At 50.7% G+C, this 17,484-nt stretch carries 18 protein-coding genes; 12 read left to right on the forward strand and 6 right to left on the reverse strand.

What is annotated here, in order from left to right; all coding sequences use genetic code 11:
• Positions 1-45: 45 nt before the first annotated feature.
• Positions 46-297, reverse strand: coding sequence for a YciN family protein (locus tag AC0LWE_RS01740; RefSeq protein ID WP_059179122.1), 252 nt, complete (start codon positions 295-297; stop codon positions 46-48).
• A 399-nt stretch (positions 298-696) separates the two neighbouring features.
• Between AC0LWE_RS01740 and topA the strand changes: the two genes are divergently transcribed.
• From topA to acnA, 6 genes are all read left to right on the forward strand, one after another.
• Positions 697-3,294 (forward strand): type I DNA topoisomerase, encoded by a 2,598-nt coding sequence (topA, locus tag AC0LWE_RS01745; protein WP_174343256.1) that lies wholly within the window; start codon positions 697-699, stop codon positions 3,292-3,294.
• A 186-nt stretch (positions 3,295-3,480) separates the two neighbouring features.
• Positions 3,481-4,455: an HTH-type transcriptional regulator CysB gene (gene cysB / locus AC0LWE_RS01750; RefSeq protein WP_012017585.1), complete on the forward strand. Its 975-nt coding sequence runs from the start codon at positions 3,481-3,483 to the stop codon at positions 4,453-4,455.
• A gap of 338 nt (positions 4,456-4,793) precedes the next feature.
• Positions 4,794-4,934: a YmiA family putative membrane protein gene (locus AC0LWE_RS01755; RefSeq protein WP_216979982.1), complete on the forward strand. Its 141-nt coding sequence runs from the start codon at positions 4,794-4,796 to the stop codon at positions 4,932-4,934.
• Between the two features lie 2 nt (positions 4,935-4,936).
• Positions 4,937-5,107 carry a hypothetical protein gene (locus AC0LWE_RS01760; RefSeq protein WP_096759585.1) on the forward strand — a complete coding sequence of 57 codons (171 nt, stop codon included), beginning with the start codon at positions 4,937-4,939 and terminating at the stop codon, positions 5,105-5,107.
• A gap of 133 nt (positions 5,108-5,240) precedes the next feature.
• The gene (gene ymiC, locus AC0LWE_RS01765) at positions 5,241-5,339 is read left to right on the forward strand and encodes a small membrane protein YmiC (RefSeq protein WP_337926255.1); all 99 of its coding nucleotides are present in this window, start codon (positions 5,241-5,243) and stop codon (positions 5,337-5,339) included.
• A gap of 163 nt (positions 5,340-5,502) precedes the next feature.
• Complete coding sequence (gene acnA / locus AC0LWE_RS01770; protein ID WP_474264733.1) at positions 5,503-8,178, forward strand: aconitate hydratase AcnA; 2,676 nt, start codon at positions 5,503-5,505, stop codon at positions 8,176-8,178.
• 44 nt (positions 8,179-8,222) lie between these two features.
• Here acnA and ribA read toward each other — a convergent pair whose 3' ends face one another.
• Positions 8,223-8,813: a GTP cyclohydrolase II gene (ribA, locus tag AC0LWE_RS01775; protein WP_059179119.1), complete on the reverse strand. Its 591-nt coding sequence runs from the start codon at positions 8,811-8,813 to the stop codon at positions 8,223-8,225.
• A 195-nt stretch (positions 8,814-9,008) separates the two neighbouring features.
• Between ribA and pgpB the strand changes: the two genes are divergently transcribed.
• From pgpB to yciH, 5 genes are all read left to right on the forward strand, one after another.
• Entirely contained in the window at positions 9,009-9,782 is a 774-nt protein-coding gene (gene pgpB, locus AC0LWE_RS01780; protein WP_219346495.1) for a phosphatidylglycerophosphatase B, read from the forward strand.
• Between the two features lie 141 nt (positions 9,783-9,923).
• Positions 9,924-10,232 carry a LapA family protein gene (locus AC0LWE_RS01785; RefSeq protein WP_059179117.1) on the forward strand — a complete coding sequence of 103 codons (309 nt, stop codon included), beginning with the start codon at positions 9,924-9,926 and terminating at the stop codon, positions 10,230-10,232.
• A 6-nt stretch (positions 10,233-10,238) separates the two neighbouring features.
• Positions 10,239-11,408, forward strand: a complete 1,170-nt coding sequence (lapB, locus tag AC0LWE_RS01790) for a lipopolysaccharide assembly protein LapB (RefSeq protein WP_096759529.1) — start codon at positions 10,239-10,241, stop codon at positions 11,406-11,408.
• A gap of 188 nt (positions 11,409-11,596) precedes the next feature.
• The gene (gene pyrF / locus AC0LWE_RS01795; protein ID WP_219346496.1) at positions 11,597-12,334 is read left to right on the forward strand and encodes an orotidine-5'-phosphate decarboxylase; all 738 of its coding nucleotides are present in this window, start codon (positions 11,597-11,599) and stop codon (positions 12,332-12,334) included.
• Positions 12,331-12,657 (forward strand): stress response translation initiation inhibitor YciH, encoded by a 327-nt coding sequence (gene yciH, locus AC0LWE_RS01800; RefSeq protein ID WP_059179114.1) that lies wholly within the window; start codon positions 12,331-12,333, stop codon positions 12,655-12,657. Before pyrF ends, yciH begins: the two co-directional genes overlap by 4 nt.
• A 98-nt stretch (positions 12,658-12,755) precedes the next feature.
• Here the strand turns inward: yciH and osmB are convergent, their stop codons facing one another.
• The 3 genes from osmB to AC0LWE_RS01815 form a co-directional block, all read right to left on the reverse strand.
• Positions 12,756-12,974, reverse strand: a complete 219-nt coding sequence (gene osmB / locus AC0LWE_RS01805; RefSeq protein WP_059179113.1) for an osmotically-inducible lipoprotein OsmB — start codon at positions 12,972-12,974, stop codon at positions 12,756-12,758.
• A 259-nt stretch (positions 12,975-13,233) separates the two neighbouring features.
• Entirely contained in the window at positions 13,234-13,986 is a 753-nt protein-coding gene (gene yciT, locus AC0LWE_RS01810; RefSeq protein WP_216981310.1) for a DNA-binding transcriptional regulator YciT, read from the reverse strand.
• A 64-nt stretch (positions 13,987-14,050) separates the two neighbouring features.
• On the reverse strand, positions 14,051-14,233 hold the full coding sequence (locus AC0LWE_RS01815; RefSeq protein ID WP_219346497.1) for a YciZ family protein: 183 nt from the start codon (positions 14,231-14,233) through the stop codon (positions 14,051-14,053).
• Positions 14,234-14,426: 193 nt separating this feature from the next.
• On the opposite strand from AC0LWE_RS01815, the gene AC0LWE_RS01820 reads away from it, so the two are divergent.
• A complete protein-coding gene (locus tag AC0LWE_RS01820) occupies positions 14,427-15,296 on the forward strand; it encodes a crotonase/enoyl-CoA hydratase family protein (RefSeq protein ID WP_131487994.1) in 870 nt (289 codons plus the stop codon).
• Here the strand turns inward: AC0LWE_RS01820 and pdeR are convergent.
• Complete coding sequence (pdeR, locus tag AC0LWE_RS01825) at positions 15,293-17,284, reverse strand: cyclic di-GMP phosphodiesterase (RefSeq protein WP_202693326.1); 1,992 nt, start codon at positions 17,282-17,284, stop codon at positions 15,293-15,295. The genes AC0LWE_RS01820 and pdeR overlap by 4 nt on opposite strands.
• Positions 17,285-17,484: the final 200 nt, after the last annotated feature.

Below are 17,484 nucleotides of genomic sequence, written 5' to 3' on the forward strand. Positions count from 1 at the left end.
ACGACGTCAAAAAGAAACGCGAGGCATTTGCCTCGCGTTTTACGTTTAATCGATCAGGTGATATTTCTCTGAGAGCGCGTGAGCCAGGTATTTGAACATGTTAAATACTGCCGTGCTCTTGGGGGTGGGTAGACCTTGCTCATCAAGAAAATATTCACCGCTGAACACCAGTACACCGTTACGTTGCTCAACGCCGGTGGCTTCAATTCCTGCCAGGGTATCTTCGTGGTCACGAATCAGTTTGTTCGCTTCAACAAGCAACGTTTCACGATCGATGGGTTGGCTATTTTGCTGCATATTCCACTCCTTAAAAAGTGGCTTTAGTCTACGCCGGACACACTCCATGGGCAAATTTTCCCTGTAAATCGAGGGGCTACAGCGCAGGGGCAAAGTTGGCGTGATTTGTTTTTGCATGCTAATAAAGTTGCGTAACAGATTTTATCAGGTACAGTGTGCGCTTTCGTCAATCTGGCAACAGAATTGCTTGACATTCGACCGAAAGCTCGTCGCATAGTCATTTTGATGTAAGTAAAAATGCCCGATATCTCAATCACCTGGATGTTCAAATTTCGGCGTCTGGTAAGAAATAGGGTTGATATCCCCTGGTAACGATGCAATATAAAAAGCACGTCGCCAGTGGAAGGGGAATCAACGTGCGGCGTATTCCTGGAAGAATTAAATTAGGTAAAGGTGAATATGGGTAAAGCTCTCGTCATCGTTGAGTCCCCGGCAAAAGCCAAAACGATCAATAAGTATCTGGGCAATGACTACGTGGTTAAGTCCAGCGTTGGTCATGTCCGCGATTTGCCGACCAGTGGCTCAGCCAGTAAAAAGAGCGCAGACTCTACCTCCACCAAAGGGGCTAAAAAGCCTAAAAAGGATGAACGTACTGCGCTCGTCAACCGTATGGGTGTCGATCCATGGCACGAGTGGGAAGCACAATACGAAGTGCTTCCAGGCAAAGAAAAAGTTGTCAATGAGCTGAAGCAGCTCGCAGAAAAAGCTGACCACATTTATCTCGCAACCGACCTTGACCGCGAAGGGGAAGCCATTGCGTGGCACCTGCGGGAAATCATTGGTGGTGACGAAACACGCTACAGCCGTGTGGTATTTAACGAGATAACTAAGAATGCGATTCGTCAGGCGTTTGAGAAGCCGGGCGAACTGAATATTGACCGTGTAAATGCCCAGCAGGCGCGTCGTTTTATGGACCGCGTTGTGGGTTATATGGTCTCGCCACTGCTGTGGAAAAAAATTGCCCGTGGACTTTCCGCAGGGCGCGTTCAGTCCGTTGCGGTGCGTTTAGTTGTCGAACGTGAGCGCGAAATTAAAGCGTTTGTCCCGGAAGAGTTCTGGGAAATTGATGCAAACGTCACCACGCCTGCAGGTGACGCGCTGCCGCTGCAAGTCACTCACGAAAATGACAAACCTTTCCGCCCTGTTAACCGTGACCATACCATGGCTGCAGTTGCGCAGCTTGAAAAGGCGCGTTATCAGGTCGTTGAGCGTGAAGATAAACCGACCAGCAGCAAACCTGGCGCACCTTTCATCACCTCCACCCTGCAACAGGCGGCAAGTACTCGTCTGGGCTTTGGTGTGAAGAAAACCATGATGATGGCGCAGCGTTTGTATGAAGCGGGTTACATCACCTACATGCGTACTGACTCGACGAATCTGAGCCAGGACGCCGTCAGCATGGTGCGTGACTATATCGGTGAAAACTTCGGTAAGAAATATCTGCCGGAAAGTGCGAACCAGTACGCAAGCAAAGAAAATTCTCAGGAAGCGCACGAAGCGATTCGTCCTTCTGATGTGTCCGTTGTTTCCGAATCCCTGAAGGATATGGAAACCGATGCACAAAAGCTTTATCAGCTCATCTGGCGCCAGTTTGTTGCGTGTCAGATGAATCCTGCAAAATATGATTCCACCACGCTGACAGTCGGTGCAGGTGATTTCCGTCTTAAAGCCCGCGGCCGTATCTTGCGCTTCGACGGCTGGACGAAAGTGATGCCTGCGCTGCGTAAAGGCGATGAAGATCGTATTTTGCCGCCGGTAAATAAAGGCGATGAGCTGTCATTGACTGAACTCATTCCTGCTCAGCACTTTACTAAGCCGCCTGCACGTTTTAGTGAAGCTTCTTTGGTTAAAGAGCTTGAAAAACGCGGTATTGGTCGCCCGTCGACCTATGCATCGATCATTTCGACCATTCAGGATCGTGGTTACGTCCGCGCTGAAAACCGTCGTTTCTACGCTGAAAAAATGGGTGAGATCGTCACCGATCGTCTGGAAGATAACTTCCGCGAGCTGATGAACTACGATTTCACCGCGCAGATGGAAGACCGTCTGGATCAGGTGGCGAACCATCAGGCTGAATGGAAAAATGTACTGGATAGTTTCTTCAGTGATTTTACCGAGCAGTTGGCAAAAGCCGAGAAAGATCCGGAAGAAGGCGGCATGCAGCCTAACCAGATGGTGCTGACCAGCATCGACTGCCCAACCTGCAGCCGTCAGATGGGTATTCGTACCGCGACGACGGGCGTGTTCCTCGGTTGTTCCGGTTATGCGTTACCGCCGAAAGAGCGTTGCAAAACCACCATTAATCTGGTGCCTGAGAATGAAGTTCTCAACGTTCTGGAAGGTGATGACGCCGAAACCAATGCGCTGCGCGCGAAGCGTCGTTGCCAGAAATGCGGCACGGCGATGGACAGCTATCTGATCGATCCGAAACGTAAATTGCATGTCTGCGGTAATAACCCAACGTGTGATGGATACGAGATCGAAGAGGGCGAGTTCCGCATCAAAGGCTATGACGGCCCCATCGTGGAGTGTGAGAAGTGTGGTTCTGAAATGCACCTGAGAATGGGGCGTTTTGGTAAGTACATGGCTTGTACCAACGAAGAATGTAAAAACACGCGTAAGATCCTGCGTAATGGTGAAGTGGCTCCGCCGAAGGAAGATCCGGTCCCGCTTCCTGAATTGCCGTGTGAAAAGTCTGATGCCTATTTTGTTCTGCGTGACGGTGCTGCAGGGGTCTTCCTTGCTGCGAACACCTTCCCTAAATCGCGTGAAACGCGTGCGCCGCTGGTGGAAGAGTTATATCGCTTCCGCGATCGTTTACCGGAAAAGCTGCGTTATCTGGCTGATGCGCCACAGCAGGATCCGGAAGGGAATAAAACCGTTGTCCGCTTTAGCCGTAAAACGAAGCAGCAATATGTGTCTGCTGAGAAAGAGGGTAAAGCGACCGGATGGTCAGCATTCTTTATTGACGGGAAGTGGGTCGAAGGTAAGAAATAATCTTTCATAACCTTAACTTACCTCTAAAGGGCCGGGATTCCGGCCCTTTTTTATTGCCCGCTTATTATTTTTTGTTCCGTACTATACAGTCAGGCTATAAATGATATAGTGGTTATAGTTAACTCCTTTCTTATTATTAAATCGTATTAAGCGATTGCCCGTGTACGCTAAATCGGATGGTCTGGCATGAAACTACAACAGCTTCGTTATATTGTTGAGGTGGTCAATCACAACCTCAACGTTTCTTCGACTGCAGAAGGTCTCTATACCTCTCAACCCGGCATCAGTAAGCAGGTCCGCATGCTGGAAGATGAGTTGGGCATTCAGATTTTTGCCCGCAGCGGTAAGCATTTGACGCAGGTGACGCCCGCGGGTCAGGAAATCATTCGTATCGCCCGGGAAGTACTGTCAAAAGTTGATGCGATTAAATCGGTCGCTGGCGAACATACCTGGCCTGATAAAGGCTCTCTCTATATCGCCACGACGCACACCCAGGCACGTTATGCATTGCCGGGTGTGATTAAAGGCTTTATCGAGCGCTATCCGCGCGTCTCACTCCATATGCATCAGGGCTCACCCACTCAAATTGCTGAAGCGGTCTCAAAGGGCAATGCTGATTTTGCTATCGCCACTGAGGCGCTTCACCTCTATGACGATCTGGTAATGCTGCCGTGCTACCACTGGAATCGTTCGATAGTGGTAACACCGGATCATCCGCTGGCAGGGAAGGGATCGGTTACGATTGAAGAGCTGGCGCAGTATCCGTTGGTCACCTACACCTTTGGTTTCACCGGGCGCTCAGAGCTTGATACGGCCTTTAATCGTGCGGGCTTAACGCCGCGTATTGTTTTCACCGCCACGGATGCTGACGTGATTAAAACGTATGTGCGTCTCGGCCTCGGTGTGGGGGTGATTGCCAGTATGGCAGTAGACCCGGTCTCAGACCCCGATCTGGTTCGTCTGGATGCGCACGATGTCTTTAGCCATAGCACGACTAAAATTGGCTTCCGTCGCAGTACATTCCTGAGAAGTTATATGTACGATTTCATTCAACGCTTTGCGCCGCATTTAACGCGCGATGTGGTCGATACCGCCGTTGCGTTGCGGTCAAATGAAGATATTGAAGCCATGTTCCAGGATATTAAGCTCCCGGAAAAATAATGACATCCGGTATCTTCCCGCCCGGGAAGATACCGAAATAATGCCCTAAAGCTAAATTAGAATTATCATCATCTTCATTTGATTGACTATATAACCGGATAAACATTACCGGTTTATTGTAAAAACTGTCGCGAAATTGCGACAAAAGTAGAAAGTAAATTCCCACTTCGCAAATTCCTCGTTTCAATTATTTATTTCTGGTCAAAAGATTAACTAATTCCCTGGAAAACGTTCGTAAATTCACTAGCTTTTCGACTAAAGTTTCTTTAGGATTTATCTCAACTCATGATTAGTTGTACCGATTGTTTGGTATCAAAATGATAAGCGAAATCGATTGTATGAGGTTAGCAATGCCGTCAGGAAGTGAAGAACCGCAGAGGGATTCCGCGTTTAAGCGTAAAGCCTGGCTGGCGGTGTTTCTTGGCTCCACCCTGTTCTGGGTGGTGGTGGCGTTACTGGTCTGGAAATATTGGGGATGATTATGGCGACTCAAATGCGTATCGAACCGGTGAAAAAATTGTGTCAACCTTGTGACAGTAATCTTGCCGCGCGTAAAGAGCCTACAACAAGCGTCCCAGACTCCTGGAAGCTTTCCGCTCAGCAGCAAGCGTTTATTGATACGTTCGCAGAAGACGAACCGAAGAAACAATAATTGATGCCTTGTCCTCCGGGTACTTTCAGGCAATGAACCGTGCACTTTTGTACTATTTAATAAATACACATCAGTAATAAATAATCGGGTAATACCCGATCGAGCAAATAAATATAAAGTCTGGTGTCAGATGATGAATACTCTACAAAACGTTAAATACTGGTCGTGGATGGGCGCGTTTACTGTCTCCATTCTGTTCTGGTGTCAGCTTATCTGGCTGGCCCTAAACTAAATCTAAAACCTCGCTGCGGCGAGGTTTTTTGTTTTATCTCAAGGCTAACCCACAACCTGATTTGTCAATTTGGGTTGTTATCAAAACGTTACGACATCTTTGTGTTATCTTTAATTACGGTCCCGATGATTGTCGGGGTATCCCTGTAATTAAGGAGGAGCTTATGTCGTTCACCCTACGCGAAGCCTGTAAGGACACGTTGCAAGCCGAGAACAAGACCTATCACTACTACAGCTTGCCGCTGGCTGCCAAAACACTTGGTGACATTTCGCGATTACCTAAATCACTGAAAGTCTTACTGGAAAACCTTTTACGCTGGCAGGATGAAGAGTCGGTTACCGCCGATGACATTCAGGCGCTGGCGGGCTGGCTGAAAGCCGCTCATGCCGATCGTGAAATCGCCTACCGCCCGGCCAGGGTACTGATGCAAGACTTCACCGGCGTTCCGGCTGTCGTTGATTTGGCCGCCATGCGCGAAGCCGTAAAACGGCTGGGCGGAGACACCGCCAAAGTTAACCCACTTTCTCCGGTCGATCTCGTTATCGACCACTCGGTGACGGTCGATCATTTTGGTAATGATGACGCTTTTGAAGAAAACGTCCGTCTGGAGATGGAACGTAACCACGAGCGCTATGTCTTTCTGAAATGGGGCCAGCAGGCTTTTAGCCGCTTTAGCGTGGTGCCGCCGGGTACCGGCATTTGTCATCAGGTCAATCTGGAATATCTTGGCAAGGCGGTCTGGAGTGAGCTCCAGGATAAAGAGTGGATAGCCTATCCGGACACGCTGGTGGGGACAGACTCCCACACCACAATGATTAATGGACTGGGTGTGTTGGGCTGGGGCGTTGGCGGTATCGAAGCTGAAGCGGCGATGCTGGGCCAGCCGGTTTCGATGCTTATCCCGGATGTGGTGGGATTTAAACTGTTGGGCAAGCTGCGTGAAGGTATCACCGCTACCGATCTGGTACTGACCGTCACGCAAATGCTGCGTAAGCACGGTGTTGTGGGCAAATTTGTTGAATTCTACGGCGATGGGCTTGATTCATTACCTCTCGCCGATCGCGCGACAATCGCTAACATGGCCCCGGAATATGGTGCAACCTGCGGCTTTTTCCCGATCGATGGTGTGACCCTGGAATACATGCGTTTGAGTGGGCGCAGCGACGAACAGGTCGCGCTGGTCGAAGCGTATGCCAAAGCCCAGGGAATGTGGCGCAATCCGGGTGATGAACCTGTATTTACTAGCACGCTGGAACTGGACATGGATGAAGTCGAAGCCAGTCTTGCAGGACCAAAACGCCCGCAGGATCGTGTTTCGCTGAATGATGTGCCAAAAGCCTTTGCAGCCAGTGCCGAGCTGGAGCTCCACACGGCGCAAAAAGATCGCAATCCCGTCAACTATGTTATGAACGGCCATCAGTATCAGCTTCCTGACGGTGCCGTGGTCATTGCGGCCATCACCTCCTGTACCAACACGTCTAACCCCAGCGTGTTGATGGCGGCGGGGCTGCTGGCGAAAAAAGCGGTGACGCTGGGTTTGAAGCGCCAGCCGTGGGTAAAAGCCTCGTTAGCGCCAGGATCAAAAGTGGTATCAGATTATCTGGCTCAGGCCAGGCTCACGCCCTATCTGGATGAACTGGGATTTAACCTGGTGGGCTACGGCTGTACAACCTGTATCGGCAACTCGGGCCCACTTCCCGATCCGATTGAGCAGGCCATTAAGCAGGGCGATCTGACTGTGGGGGCTGTACTTTCAGGAAACCGAAACTTTGAAGGGCGTATCCATCCGCTGGTGAAAACCAACTGGCTTGCGTCACCACCGCTGGTCGTAGCCTACGCCCTGGCGGGGAATATGAATATCAATCTGGCGACCGATCCTCTTGGACACGATCGCAAAGGCGATCCGGTCTATCTGAAAGATATCTGGCCCTCAGCGCAGGAAATTGCGCGCGCGGTTGAGCAGGTCTCGACGGATATGTTCCGCAAAGAGTACGCGGAGGTGTTTGAGGGCACGCCTGAATGGAAAACCATCGAAGTGGAGCGGTCTGACACTTACGGCTGGCAGAACGATTCGACGTACATCCGCTTATCACCGTTCTTTGACGATATGGAAGCCGACCCAAAACCGCTGGTCGATATTCACGGTGCGCGGATCCTCGCCATGCTGGGAGATTCCGTGACGACCGACCATATTTCTCCGGCGGGGAGCATTAAGGCTGACAGTCCGGCCGGACGCTATCTCCAGGGGCGTGGCGTTGAGCGTCGCGATTTTAACTCCTATGGCTCTCGTCGCGGCAATCATGAAATCATGATGCGGGGGACCTTTGCCAACATTCGTATTCGCAACGAAATGGTCCCCGGTATTGAAGGCGGAATGACCCGCCATTTGCCGGGTAACGATGTCGTCGCTATTTACGATGCCGCGATGAAATACCAGCAGGAAGGCACGCCTTTAGCCGTTATTGCGGGCAAAGAGTACGGGTCTGGATCAAGTCGCGACTGGGCGGCGAAGGGGCCACGTTTGCTGGGTGTGCGTGTCGTCATCGCCGAATCTTTTGAGCGAATTCACCGTTCAAATCTGATTGGGATGGGGATTTTGCCGCTTGAGTTCCCACAGGGCGTCACCCGTAAAACGCTGGGATTAACCGGGGAAGAGAGAATTGATATCAGCGATCTGCAGGATGTGAAGCCGGGGGCTAACGTCCAGGTGCAACTTACGCGCGCTGATGGTCAAGCGGAAATGCTGGAATGCCGTTGCCGTATCGATACTGCGACGGAGCTAACCTATTACCAGAATGACGGAATATTGCATTATGTGATTCGTAATATGCTGAATTAATCGCATCGTAGCCCGGCAGTTTTCGCGCTGCCGGGCAACTCGAATCATTCGCTAAGCAAATGGCCCATCTTTGCGGCTTTCGTATCCAGATAGTGTTCGTTTTTAGGATTACGTCCGACAATCAGCGACACGCGCTCAACAATATTGATCCCAGCTTCACCCAGAATTTCCACTTTACGCGGGTTGTTCGTCAGCAGACGAACCTCATCGACGCCCAGAAGTTTGAACATATCCGCGCAAAGCGTAAAGTCACGTTCATCAGCGGCAAAACCAAGCTGATGGTTAGCCTCAACGGTATCGTAACCCTGATCCTGTAGCGCGTAAGCGCGAATCTTATTCAGCAGGCCAATGTTACGACCTTCCTGGCGATGATAAAGCAGTATGCCGCGACCTTCTTCTGCAATATGAGAAAGTGCCGCTTCAAGCTGGAAGCCGCAATCACAGCGCAGGCTGAACAGGGCGTCGCCCGTCAGGCATTCTGAATGGACGCGAGCTAGTACGGGAGTTTGTCCTGAAATATCGCCAAAGACTAACGCGACGTGATCCTGCCCGGTTGCGACTTCTTCAAAACCCACCATCAGGAAATCGCCCCATGGGGTCGGCAGATTGGCTTCTGCCACGCGTTTAAGCTGCATGTGATTCTCCAGAGAATGCTGACACGTTTCGTGTCTTTCGCCCTTCGGCTTTCGTATCCTGCTATTTTGCCACAAGCTGTCAGTGTTCACCTAGTTGAGGCCACACTGTCCGCGCGTTAAACGCACAATCCGACATTTTCCCGCAAGAGATTTATTTCAGTTATGATTGTTGAGCTTAGCGAAAAAGGAGACATCATGCTTTCAATTGCTCGCCGCACGGCTGCTGGCGCCGCTATCTTACTTATTATGCCCGTTGCCGTCTGGGTATCAGGCTGGAGCTGGACCCCAGGACATCATGAGAGTTGGCTGAAAGCGCTCTACTGGATAACCGAAACGGTCACCCAGCCCTGGGGAATCATTACCCACGGTGTACTTTGCGCCTGGTTCCTGTGGTGTCTGCGCTTTCGTTTGCGTCCGGCCATAATGCTTTTTGTGATTCTCGGCGTGGCCATTGTCGCCGGACAGGGCATCAAGTCATGGGTGAAAGACCGGGTGCAGGAGCCGCGTCCTTTTGTCGTCTGGCTTGAAAAAACGCATCATATTCCGGTAGATACCTTCTACAATTTAAAGCGTAAAGATCGGGGGCATCTGGTTAAAGATCAGCTTGCCGAGGAGCGGGATATTCCGAAATTCTTACGTCAGCATTGGCAAAAAGAGACCGGGTTTGCGTTTCCGTCGGGTCATACGATGTTTGCAGCCAGTTGGGCTTTACTGGCGGTCGGATTATTGTGGCCGCGTCGTCGTACTGTGACGATTGCTATTTTGCTTGTATGGGCCACAGCCGTCCTGGGCAGCCGCCTGCTGTTGGGGATGCATTGGCCACGCGATCTGGTGGTGGCGACGCTGATATCCTGGCTGTTGGTGACATTGGCCACCTGGATTGCCCAGCGGCTTTGCGGGCCACTTATGCCGCCTCCGGAAGAGAACAAAGAGATCGCAGAACGTCAGCAGGATGACCCTCAGGGTTGAAAATCGACGTTTTGCCCATAAATCCAGACAGGACGTACAATTTTTCCCATTCCACGCTCGCGGCTAAAATGGTAGTTTATAGGGCTGATTGCGGTGAATTGAACATTCTTTATTCGCTTAAACCACATAACGGGAAGTAATGTGAAATATTTACTCATTTTCTTACTGGTATTGGCGATTTTTGTCATTTCGGTCACATTGGGCGCGCAAAACGATCAGCTGGTTTCATTTAATTATCTGCTGGCACAGGGCGAGTATCGCGTATCGAGCTTACTTGCTGTCTTATTCGCCGCTGGATTTGCTATCGGCTGGTTAGTTTGTGGTCTCTTCTGGCTTAAAATTCGTGTTTCTCTTGCGCGCGCTGAACGCAAAATTAAACGTCTTGAAAATCAAATTGCACCTGCAACCGACGTTCCAGTGAATCCTGGTATGCCAGTCGCGAAGGAATAATCGAATATGCTGGAGTTGTTGTTTCTGCTTTTGCCTGTCGCCGCAGCCTATGGCTGGTATATGGGCCGCAGAAGTGCGCAACAAACAAAGCAGGATGAGGCTAACCGACTGTCCCGTGACTATGTTGCGGGGGTAAACTTCCTTCTGAGTAATCAACAGGATAAAGCGGTAGACCTGTTCCTCGACATGCTTAAAGAGGATACCGGAACCGTTGAGGCTCATCTCACCCTCGGAAACCTGTTCCGCTCGCGTGGCGAAGTTGACCGGGCTATTCGCATTCACCAGACGCTCATGGAAAGCGCTTCTCTGACATACGATCAGCGACTGTTAGCGGTTCAGCAGTTAGGCCGCGACTATATGGCTGCGGGTCTTTATGACCGTGCTGAAGATATGTTTAGCCAGCTGGTCGATGAAACGGAATTCCGCGTCAGCGCTCTGCAGCAACTCCTGCAAATCTATCAATTGACCAGTGACTGGCAAAAAGCCATCGACACCGCCGAGCGCCTGGTCAAACTGGGCAAAGATAAGCAGCGTGTCGAAATCGCGCATTTCTACTGTGAGCTTGCCTTGCAGCAGATGGCCGGCGATGACATGGATAAAGCCATGGCATTGCTTAAAAAGGGCGCTTCGGCCGATCGCAACAGCGCGCGAATCTCCATCATGATGGGGCGCGTGTTTATGGCGAAGGGCGAGTTTGCCAGGGCGGTGGAATGCCTGTTGCGTGTCATCGATCAGGACAAAGAACTGGTCAGCGAAACGCTTGAAATGCTGCAAACGTGCTATCAGCAACTCGATAAACCTGATGAATGGGTTGCCTTCTTACGCCGCTGCGTTGAAGAAAACACCGGCGCAATGGCAGAGTTAATGCTGGCAGACGTTGTCGAGCAACACGAAGGCAACGATACCGCGCAGGTCTACATTACGCGTCAGTTACAGCGCCACCCAACCATGCGTGTCTTCCACAAACTGATGGATTACCATCTGAATGATGCGGAAGAAGGGCGCGCGAAAGAGAGTCTGATGGTTCTACGCGACATGGTCGGTGAGCAGGTGCGCAGTAAGCCTCGCTACCGCTGCCAGAAGTGCGGATTTACCGCATATACGCTTTATTGGCATTGCCCTTCATGTCGCGCGTGGTCAACCATCAAGCCAATCCGCGGCCTGGATGGGCAGTGATTTTTTAAAACACCATACTTTAGTTACAACATACTATTAATGGTGATTTCATTCTTGCGGCACCGTGCGGTAGGCTGTCTGGCAGGAAAATAAAACGATTCTGTTCATTTGCGGTGCAGGCAGGTAGAATGCTCGCCGTTTATCTATCCCGCGCCAACTGCGGCGCCCATAGACGAAAAGGGCTGGTCATGACGTCTGTTGCATCTTCTTCCCGCGTAGTTACCGAATCTCCCGTTGTTGTCGCTCTCGACTATAACAATCGCGATAGCGCTCTTGCCTTTGTCGACCGGATTGACCCGCGAGACTGCCGTCTGAAAGTGGGCAAAGAGATGTTCACGCTGTTTGGACCGCAAATTGTTCGCGATCTACAGCAGCGCGGTTTCGATATCTTTCTTGACCTCAAATTCCATGATATTCCGAATACCACTGCGCATGCGGTTGCCGCCGCGGCAGATCTGGGTGTCTGGATGGTCAACGTACATGCTTCGGGTGGGGCGAGAATGATGACGGCTGCCCGCGAGGCACTCGTTCCTTTTGGAAAAGATGCGCCATTGCTCATCGCTGTGACGGTTTTGACGAGCATGGAAGCAAGCGATCTGCTTGATTTAGGCGTGACGTTGTCACCTGCAGATCAGGCTGAGCGTCTTGCGCGCCTTACGCAAAATTGCGGCCTTGATGGGGTGGTGTGTTCTGCGCAGGAAGCTGTGCGGTTTAAATCTGCTCTGGGCAACAACTTTAAGCTGGTGACGCCAGGCATTCGCCCGCAGGGCAGTGAGGCGGGCGATCAACGCCGCATAATGACGCCTGAAGAGGCGCTCGCGGCCGGCGTAGATTATATGGTGATTGGCCGGCCGATCACGCAATCTGCCGACCCTGCGCTAAACTTAAAAGCGATTAATACTTCACTGGGCAAGGTGACAGGATGAGTGACTCTAACAGTCGTTTAGTTTATTCGACCGATAGCGGTCGAATTGACGAACCCAAAACCGTTGCTCCACGACCTAAAGGCGATGGCATCGTTCGTATTCAACGTCAAACCAGCGGCCGTAAAGGCAAAGGCGTTTGTTTGATAACAGGTATCGACGCGGATGACGCTACGCTTGCTAAGCTTGCAGCCGAGCTCAAGAAAAAATGTGGTTGCGGGGGGGCAGTTAAAGACGGCGTGATTGAAATACAGGGGGACAATCGCGATTTAATTAAGTCGCTGCTTGAAGCTAAAGGGATGAAAGTGAAACTCGCAGGCGGATAAATAATAAGCCACGGCAGAAACCGTGGCTTTTTGTATGAGCGTCAGTCAAACAACATCACGCTAGGATAATCCAATATTGTCGCGGCAATATATCCGGATTATTTACCGACCTGGTGTCCAATAACACCACCTACGGCTGCACCACCTAGTGTTCCGAGTGTGCTACCGTCCGTCAACACTGCACCGCCGAGAGCACCAGCACCTGCCCCGATCGCCGTGTTTCGGTCGCGTTTAGACCAGTTAGAACATGCGCTCAGGGACATTGCGAGTGTGACTGCCAAAACTGCTGCTGTTAATTTTTTGCTTGTTAAGATCATAATACTTTCTCCTGAATAATCGATTCACGGAAATAAGTCTGTTAAGTATAGACAATATGAATACTTATGAATCTTTTTTCCGTGAAACCATGTCGCGCAGGTGGTTACAAAATCACGCAGGTGATAGTCACTTCCTGTTATATCGCTAATAATAATTGTAAGTTTTTGACCTATAAACAACAGGTAAATAGTCTTAAAGAATTGCTCGGAATTGTCTCAGAAGAAGAGGGCGCCCGGTTATACGGGCGTCTTACAGGGGTCAGGCCGTTTGATTAACAATATCGACAATCAGACCCTCGCTGACTAATTGTTCGCGGTGAGCCTCACTCAGGCGTTCATCCGTAATCACACGGTTAAAGCGTGATACGGGGCCCATGGTGTAAGGGTGTACCGCACCAAATTTAGAGCTATCGGTCAACACAATGGCCTCACAGCCTTTTTCGAGCACGGCGTTGACCACGTCAGAACGCATCATATCGCGTCCGGTAAATCCCGTTTCAGCCTGCCAACCATCGATGCCAATAAATGCTTTGCTGAAGTGAACTTGCTGGACATACTGGCGGGTCAAGGGCCCAACCATGCTTTCACTTTTCTTCTGGTAAATACCGCCCAGCAAAATCACCTCGCAGGTGGTCTCTTTCAACAGATGGGCAATATAGCTGCTCACCGTAATTATGGTGACGTCTTTTTGTTCCGCCAAAGTTCGCGCCAAAAGGGCGTTACTGCTGCCATTCTCAATGAACACGGTCTCGCCATTACTGACCAGCGACGCCGCAAACTCAGCCAACTGACGCTTGAGTGCGTAGTTGTTCATCATACGCGTTTCGACATCTTCACTGTCGAGCGGAACAGCATAACCGTGGGCACGCCGCAGATAGCTCTGCTTTTCCAGCAAGTTGAGATCCTGGCGGATAGTCACTTCAGAAACACCCGTCGTTTTAGCGAGCTCGACGACACTCATGCGTCCTTTGTCGATCACCATCTGCAGAATAAGTTGTTGTCGGGAATTCATAGCATCCATATTAAGACGGCCTGCGCCGCTGGTTAAAAATAAATCGTATTTAAATGAGGGGAATTTACACTTCCCACGGCGCCTTTGGCTGAGTTGAATCAGGGGTATTTTCCGCGCTGATGTGATCCAGTAATTCGGATTTTAAAATCTCAAGATTACGAATGGCAGAGTGATAGTCGCCACCCACAAGGATATCCAGCACCGTATCAATGCGTTGCGCCACTTTCTGTGCGTCAATTTCAGTCATGAAGTTCCCCATCAAGCGAAAAGTGAATAATTTCAATGATGCAGAAATTGGTCACAAAAGAGAAGGGAAAAAATGCGCTAACTAAATTACATAAATGAAAGTGATTAATTTGTCCTGCAGCGTACAGAGGCGATCGGGAGTGGATTAGTCTAAAACTGCGCGCAACGCGCTTTTTTATATGAGGAATTAGACTATGACAGTCATCGATCAAGCAACCTGTAAACTGTTCACCGACCCTGAACGTTTCACCCAACTCGCGGGATATTACGAGGAGGAAAGACGCACACTATGGATGATGCTCCGTGCCCAGCCACGTCCATGCTTTAACCATGCGTTAATTGAAGAGATCATGAATATATCGTGGCTGGTCAGGCAATCGGGCTATGCCGTGGATTTTTGGGTGACCGGTTCGCTTGTTCCCGATATGTACAATACCGGAGGCGATCTCCGTTTCTTTGTTGAATGTATCCAGAATGGCCGACGTGAAGCGTTACGCGCATACGCCCGCGCCTGTGTCGACTGCGTGCACGCGGCGTCTCGAGGCTTTGATACGGGCGCGATTACGTTAGCAATGGTTGAGGGCAGTGCACTCGGCGGAGGGTTCGAAGCGGCTCTGGCGCACCATTTTGTGCTGGCTCAGCGTGATGCCCGGCTAGGTTTTCCGGAAATCGCGTTTAATCTATTCCCGGGCATGGGAGGATACTCGCTGGTTGCGCGCCGCGCAGGCATGAAGCTGGCCGAGGAACTTATCTATAAAGGCGAATCACACACTGCGGAATGGCATGAGCAATATGGACTTGTGGATGTGCTTTTCGAACCGGGTCACGGCTACCTGTCAACACGCACGTTCATCGATACGTTACAGCCAAAACTCAATGGCGTCAGGGCGATGCTGCGTGCGCGGCAGCGCGTGATGCAACTGCCTCGCAGCGAATTGATGGATATCACCGAAGACTGGGTCGATGCGGCATTTTGCCTGGAGCCAAAAGATATCGCCTACATGGAACGCCTGGTCATGTTGCAAAATCGCCACAATGCCGTCGGGATACGTAAAGCCAGCTAGCGCATTTTTTTTGCCTGATAGCGCTTAAACCACCGCTCGAATGCGGCAGCGGGCATCGGCTTAGCAAACAGAAAACCTTGCCGTTCGTTGACGCCGTTCTTGGTCAGAAAGGCGTCTTCTTTTGTGCTCTCAACGCCTTCTGCAATGACCTGCAAATTCAACGCCTGAGCCACGGCCACAATGGCGCGCACCAGCGACTGGGAGATTGATTGTTTGTGAATATCACGCACAAACACCTGATCAAGTTTAATCGCGTCAATGGGGAAGCGAGCCAGTTGCGATAGAGAGGAATACCCTGTGCCGAAATCATCAAGATGGATCTGTGCCCCAAGCGTACTGAATTGTTGAATAACCGACAGCGCCAGCTCTTCGTTTTCAATCAAACAGCTTTCTGTTAATTCCACATCGATCGGGCAATATTCAAAATTGAGATCTTTCAACGCCTGTTTTAAATCGCTGAAAATAGTCTGATCGGCGAGTTGACGCGCTGAAACGTTAACGGCGACGCGCAGGTTGATACCTTTGTCACGCCACTTTGCGACCTGGCGCACCACGTCAAGCATGACCCAGCGGCCAAGGGGCACAATCAATCCGGACTCTTCAGCGTAGGAAATAAACTCAAGAGGGGGGATCAGGCCGCGTTCCGGCGACTGCCAGCGAACCAGCGCTTCCAGGCTTCGGACTTCGCCACGCCATGTGATTTTGGGCTGATAGTGAATGAGGAGTTGATCCTTATCCAGGGCTTTACGCAGGTTGGTGTCCAGCCACAGATATTCAAAAACACGCTGGTTCATTTCCGGCGAGAAGACGGTGAATTTACCGCGGCCGCTTTCTTTTGCCGTATACATCGCGGTATCTGCGTTACGAATAATACTTTCACGATCCGTACCATGCTGCGGAGCAAGGGAGATGCCCAGGGAACAACCGGTATAAATCTCGATGAGACCGATACGGAAAGGCTGGCGTAACCGGGTCAGGATCCGCGATGCCATCGCCTCTAGCGTGCTCTGTGAGGTGTCGGTAGCCAGAACGATAAATTCATCGCCCCCCAGGCGTGCCAGCACCTGGCCTTCATCCAGACAGCTTAAAATGGCTAACGCGACAGCCTGCAGTAACTGGTCACCAAACATATGCCCGTAGGCATCGTTTACCTTCTTAAAATTATCGAGATCGAGATAAACCACCCCGACCTGAGAATCGCCGCGTTGTGAAATAGCGTCGCTGATTAATTCGTGGATCGCATTACGGTTTGGCAGGCCTGTAATGGTATCCGTATTCGCCAGAACCCGAAGTCGCTCCTGCGCCCGGCGTTCTTCCGTGATATCGGTGCCCGAGCAGATCAGGAAAATTTCATTTTTACCGCTGCCGCTGTGCACAAATTTATTTCGGAACAGAAACAACCGCTGGCCTTTGCGCGTTTTGATCCAGCGCTCCACTTCATAGGAGCTGCCGTTACGGAAAAAACCTGAGATATTGCGCTTAGAGGCGGCTGCTTCGCTGCGGCTCATAAACAGTTTAAAGACGTTTTGTCCGATAACCTCCTGTTCTTTTAGGCCCGTATATTCTTCGCTTAGGCGATTGAAGCGCTGAATATTGCCGTGCTGATCCAGGATAACAATAACGGAGTTCGCTTCAGAAACCACCTGTTCAGCGAAGGACAGGCTCTGCACCAGATCGCGCGCCACAGAAGGGGTGTCATTCCACGCCGAAGCGGTGCCTGCCCACTCTTTTTTATTAATTTTGCGGCCGACGAGATGCACCGGGACGTCAGTACCATACAAAGAGAGGGTCATGGTGACGCTGGAGGTAATTACCGTCAGCTGACGAACAATGTCGGCCTGCTCGTCACTGAGAGGGATCACTTGCGTGATATCCGCATTTTCGCTTGCGGCCATATGTAGAGCATTGCTGTCTACTGCCAACCGCCACCAGGGACTGTGGGTGCCCATGTAACGAAACAGCAAATTTTGCTCCATATCGTCAATCATGCTTTCTCCAGTACCTGCTTAATAGCGCAAAATTATGCATTTGCATTCGACTTTTCCGTAGTAATGCAGCGGCACAACCGAAGTGAACTTATTGTTTTTTCCCTGAATTCTTATAGTAAAACGAGAAAGGCTAAAAAGGATACATATGGATAAAAATTCCGCTCACCAAAGATGATGGTTTTCTTTTACTGTAGATAATT

It is taken from the genome of Lelliottia sp. RD5 (genome assembly GCF_056032945.1).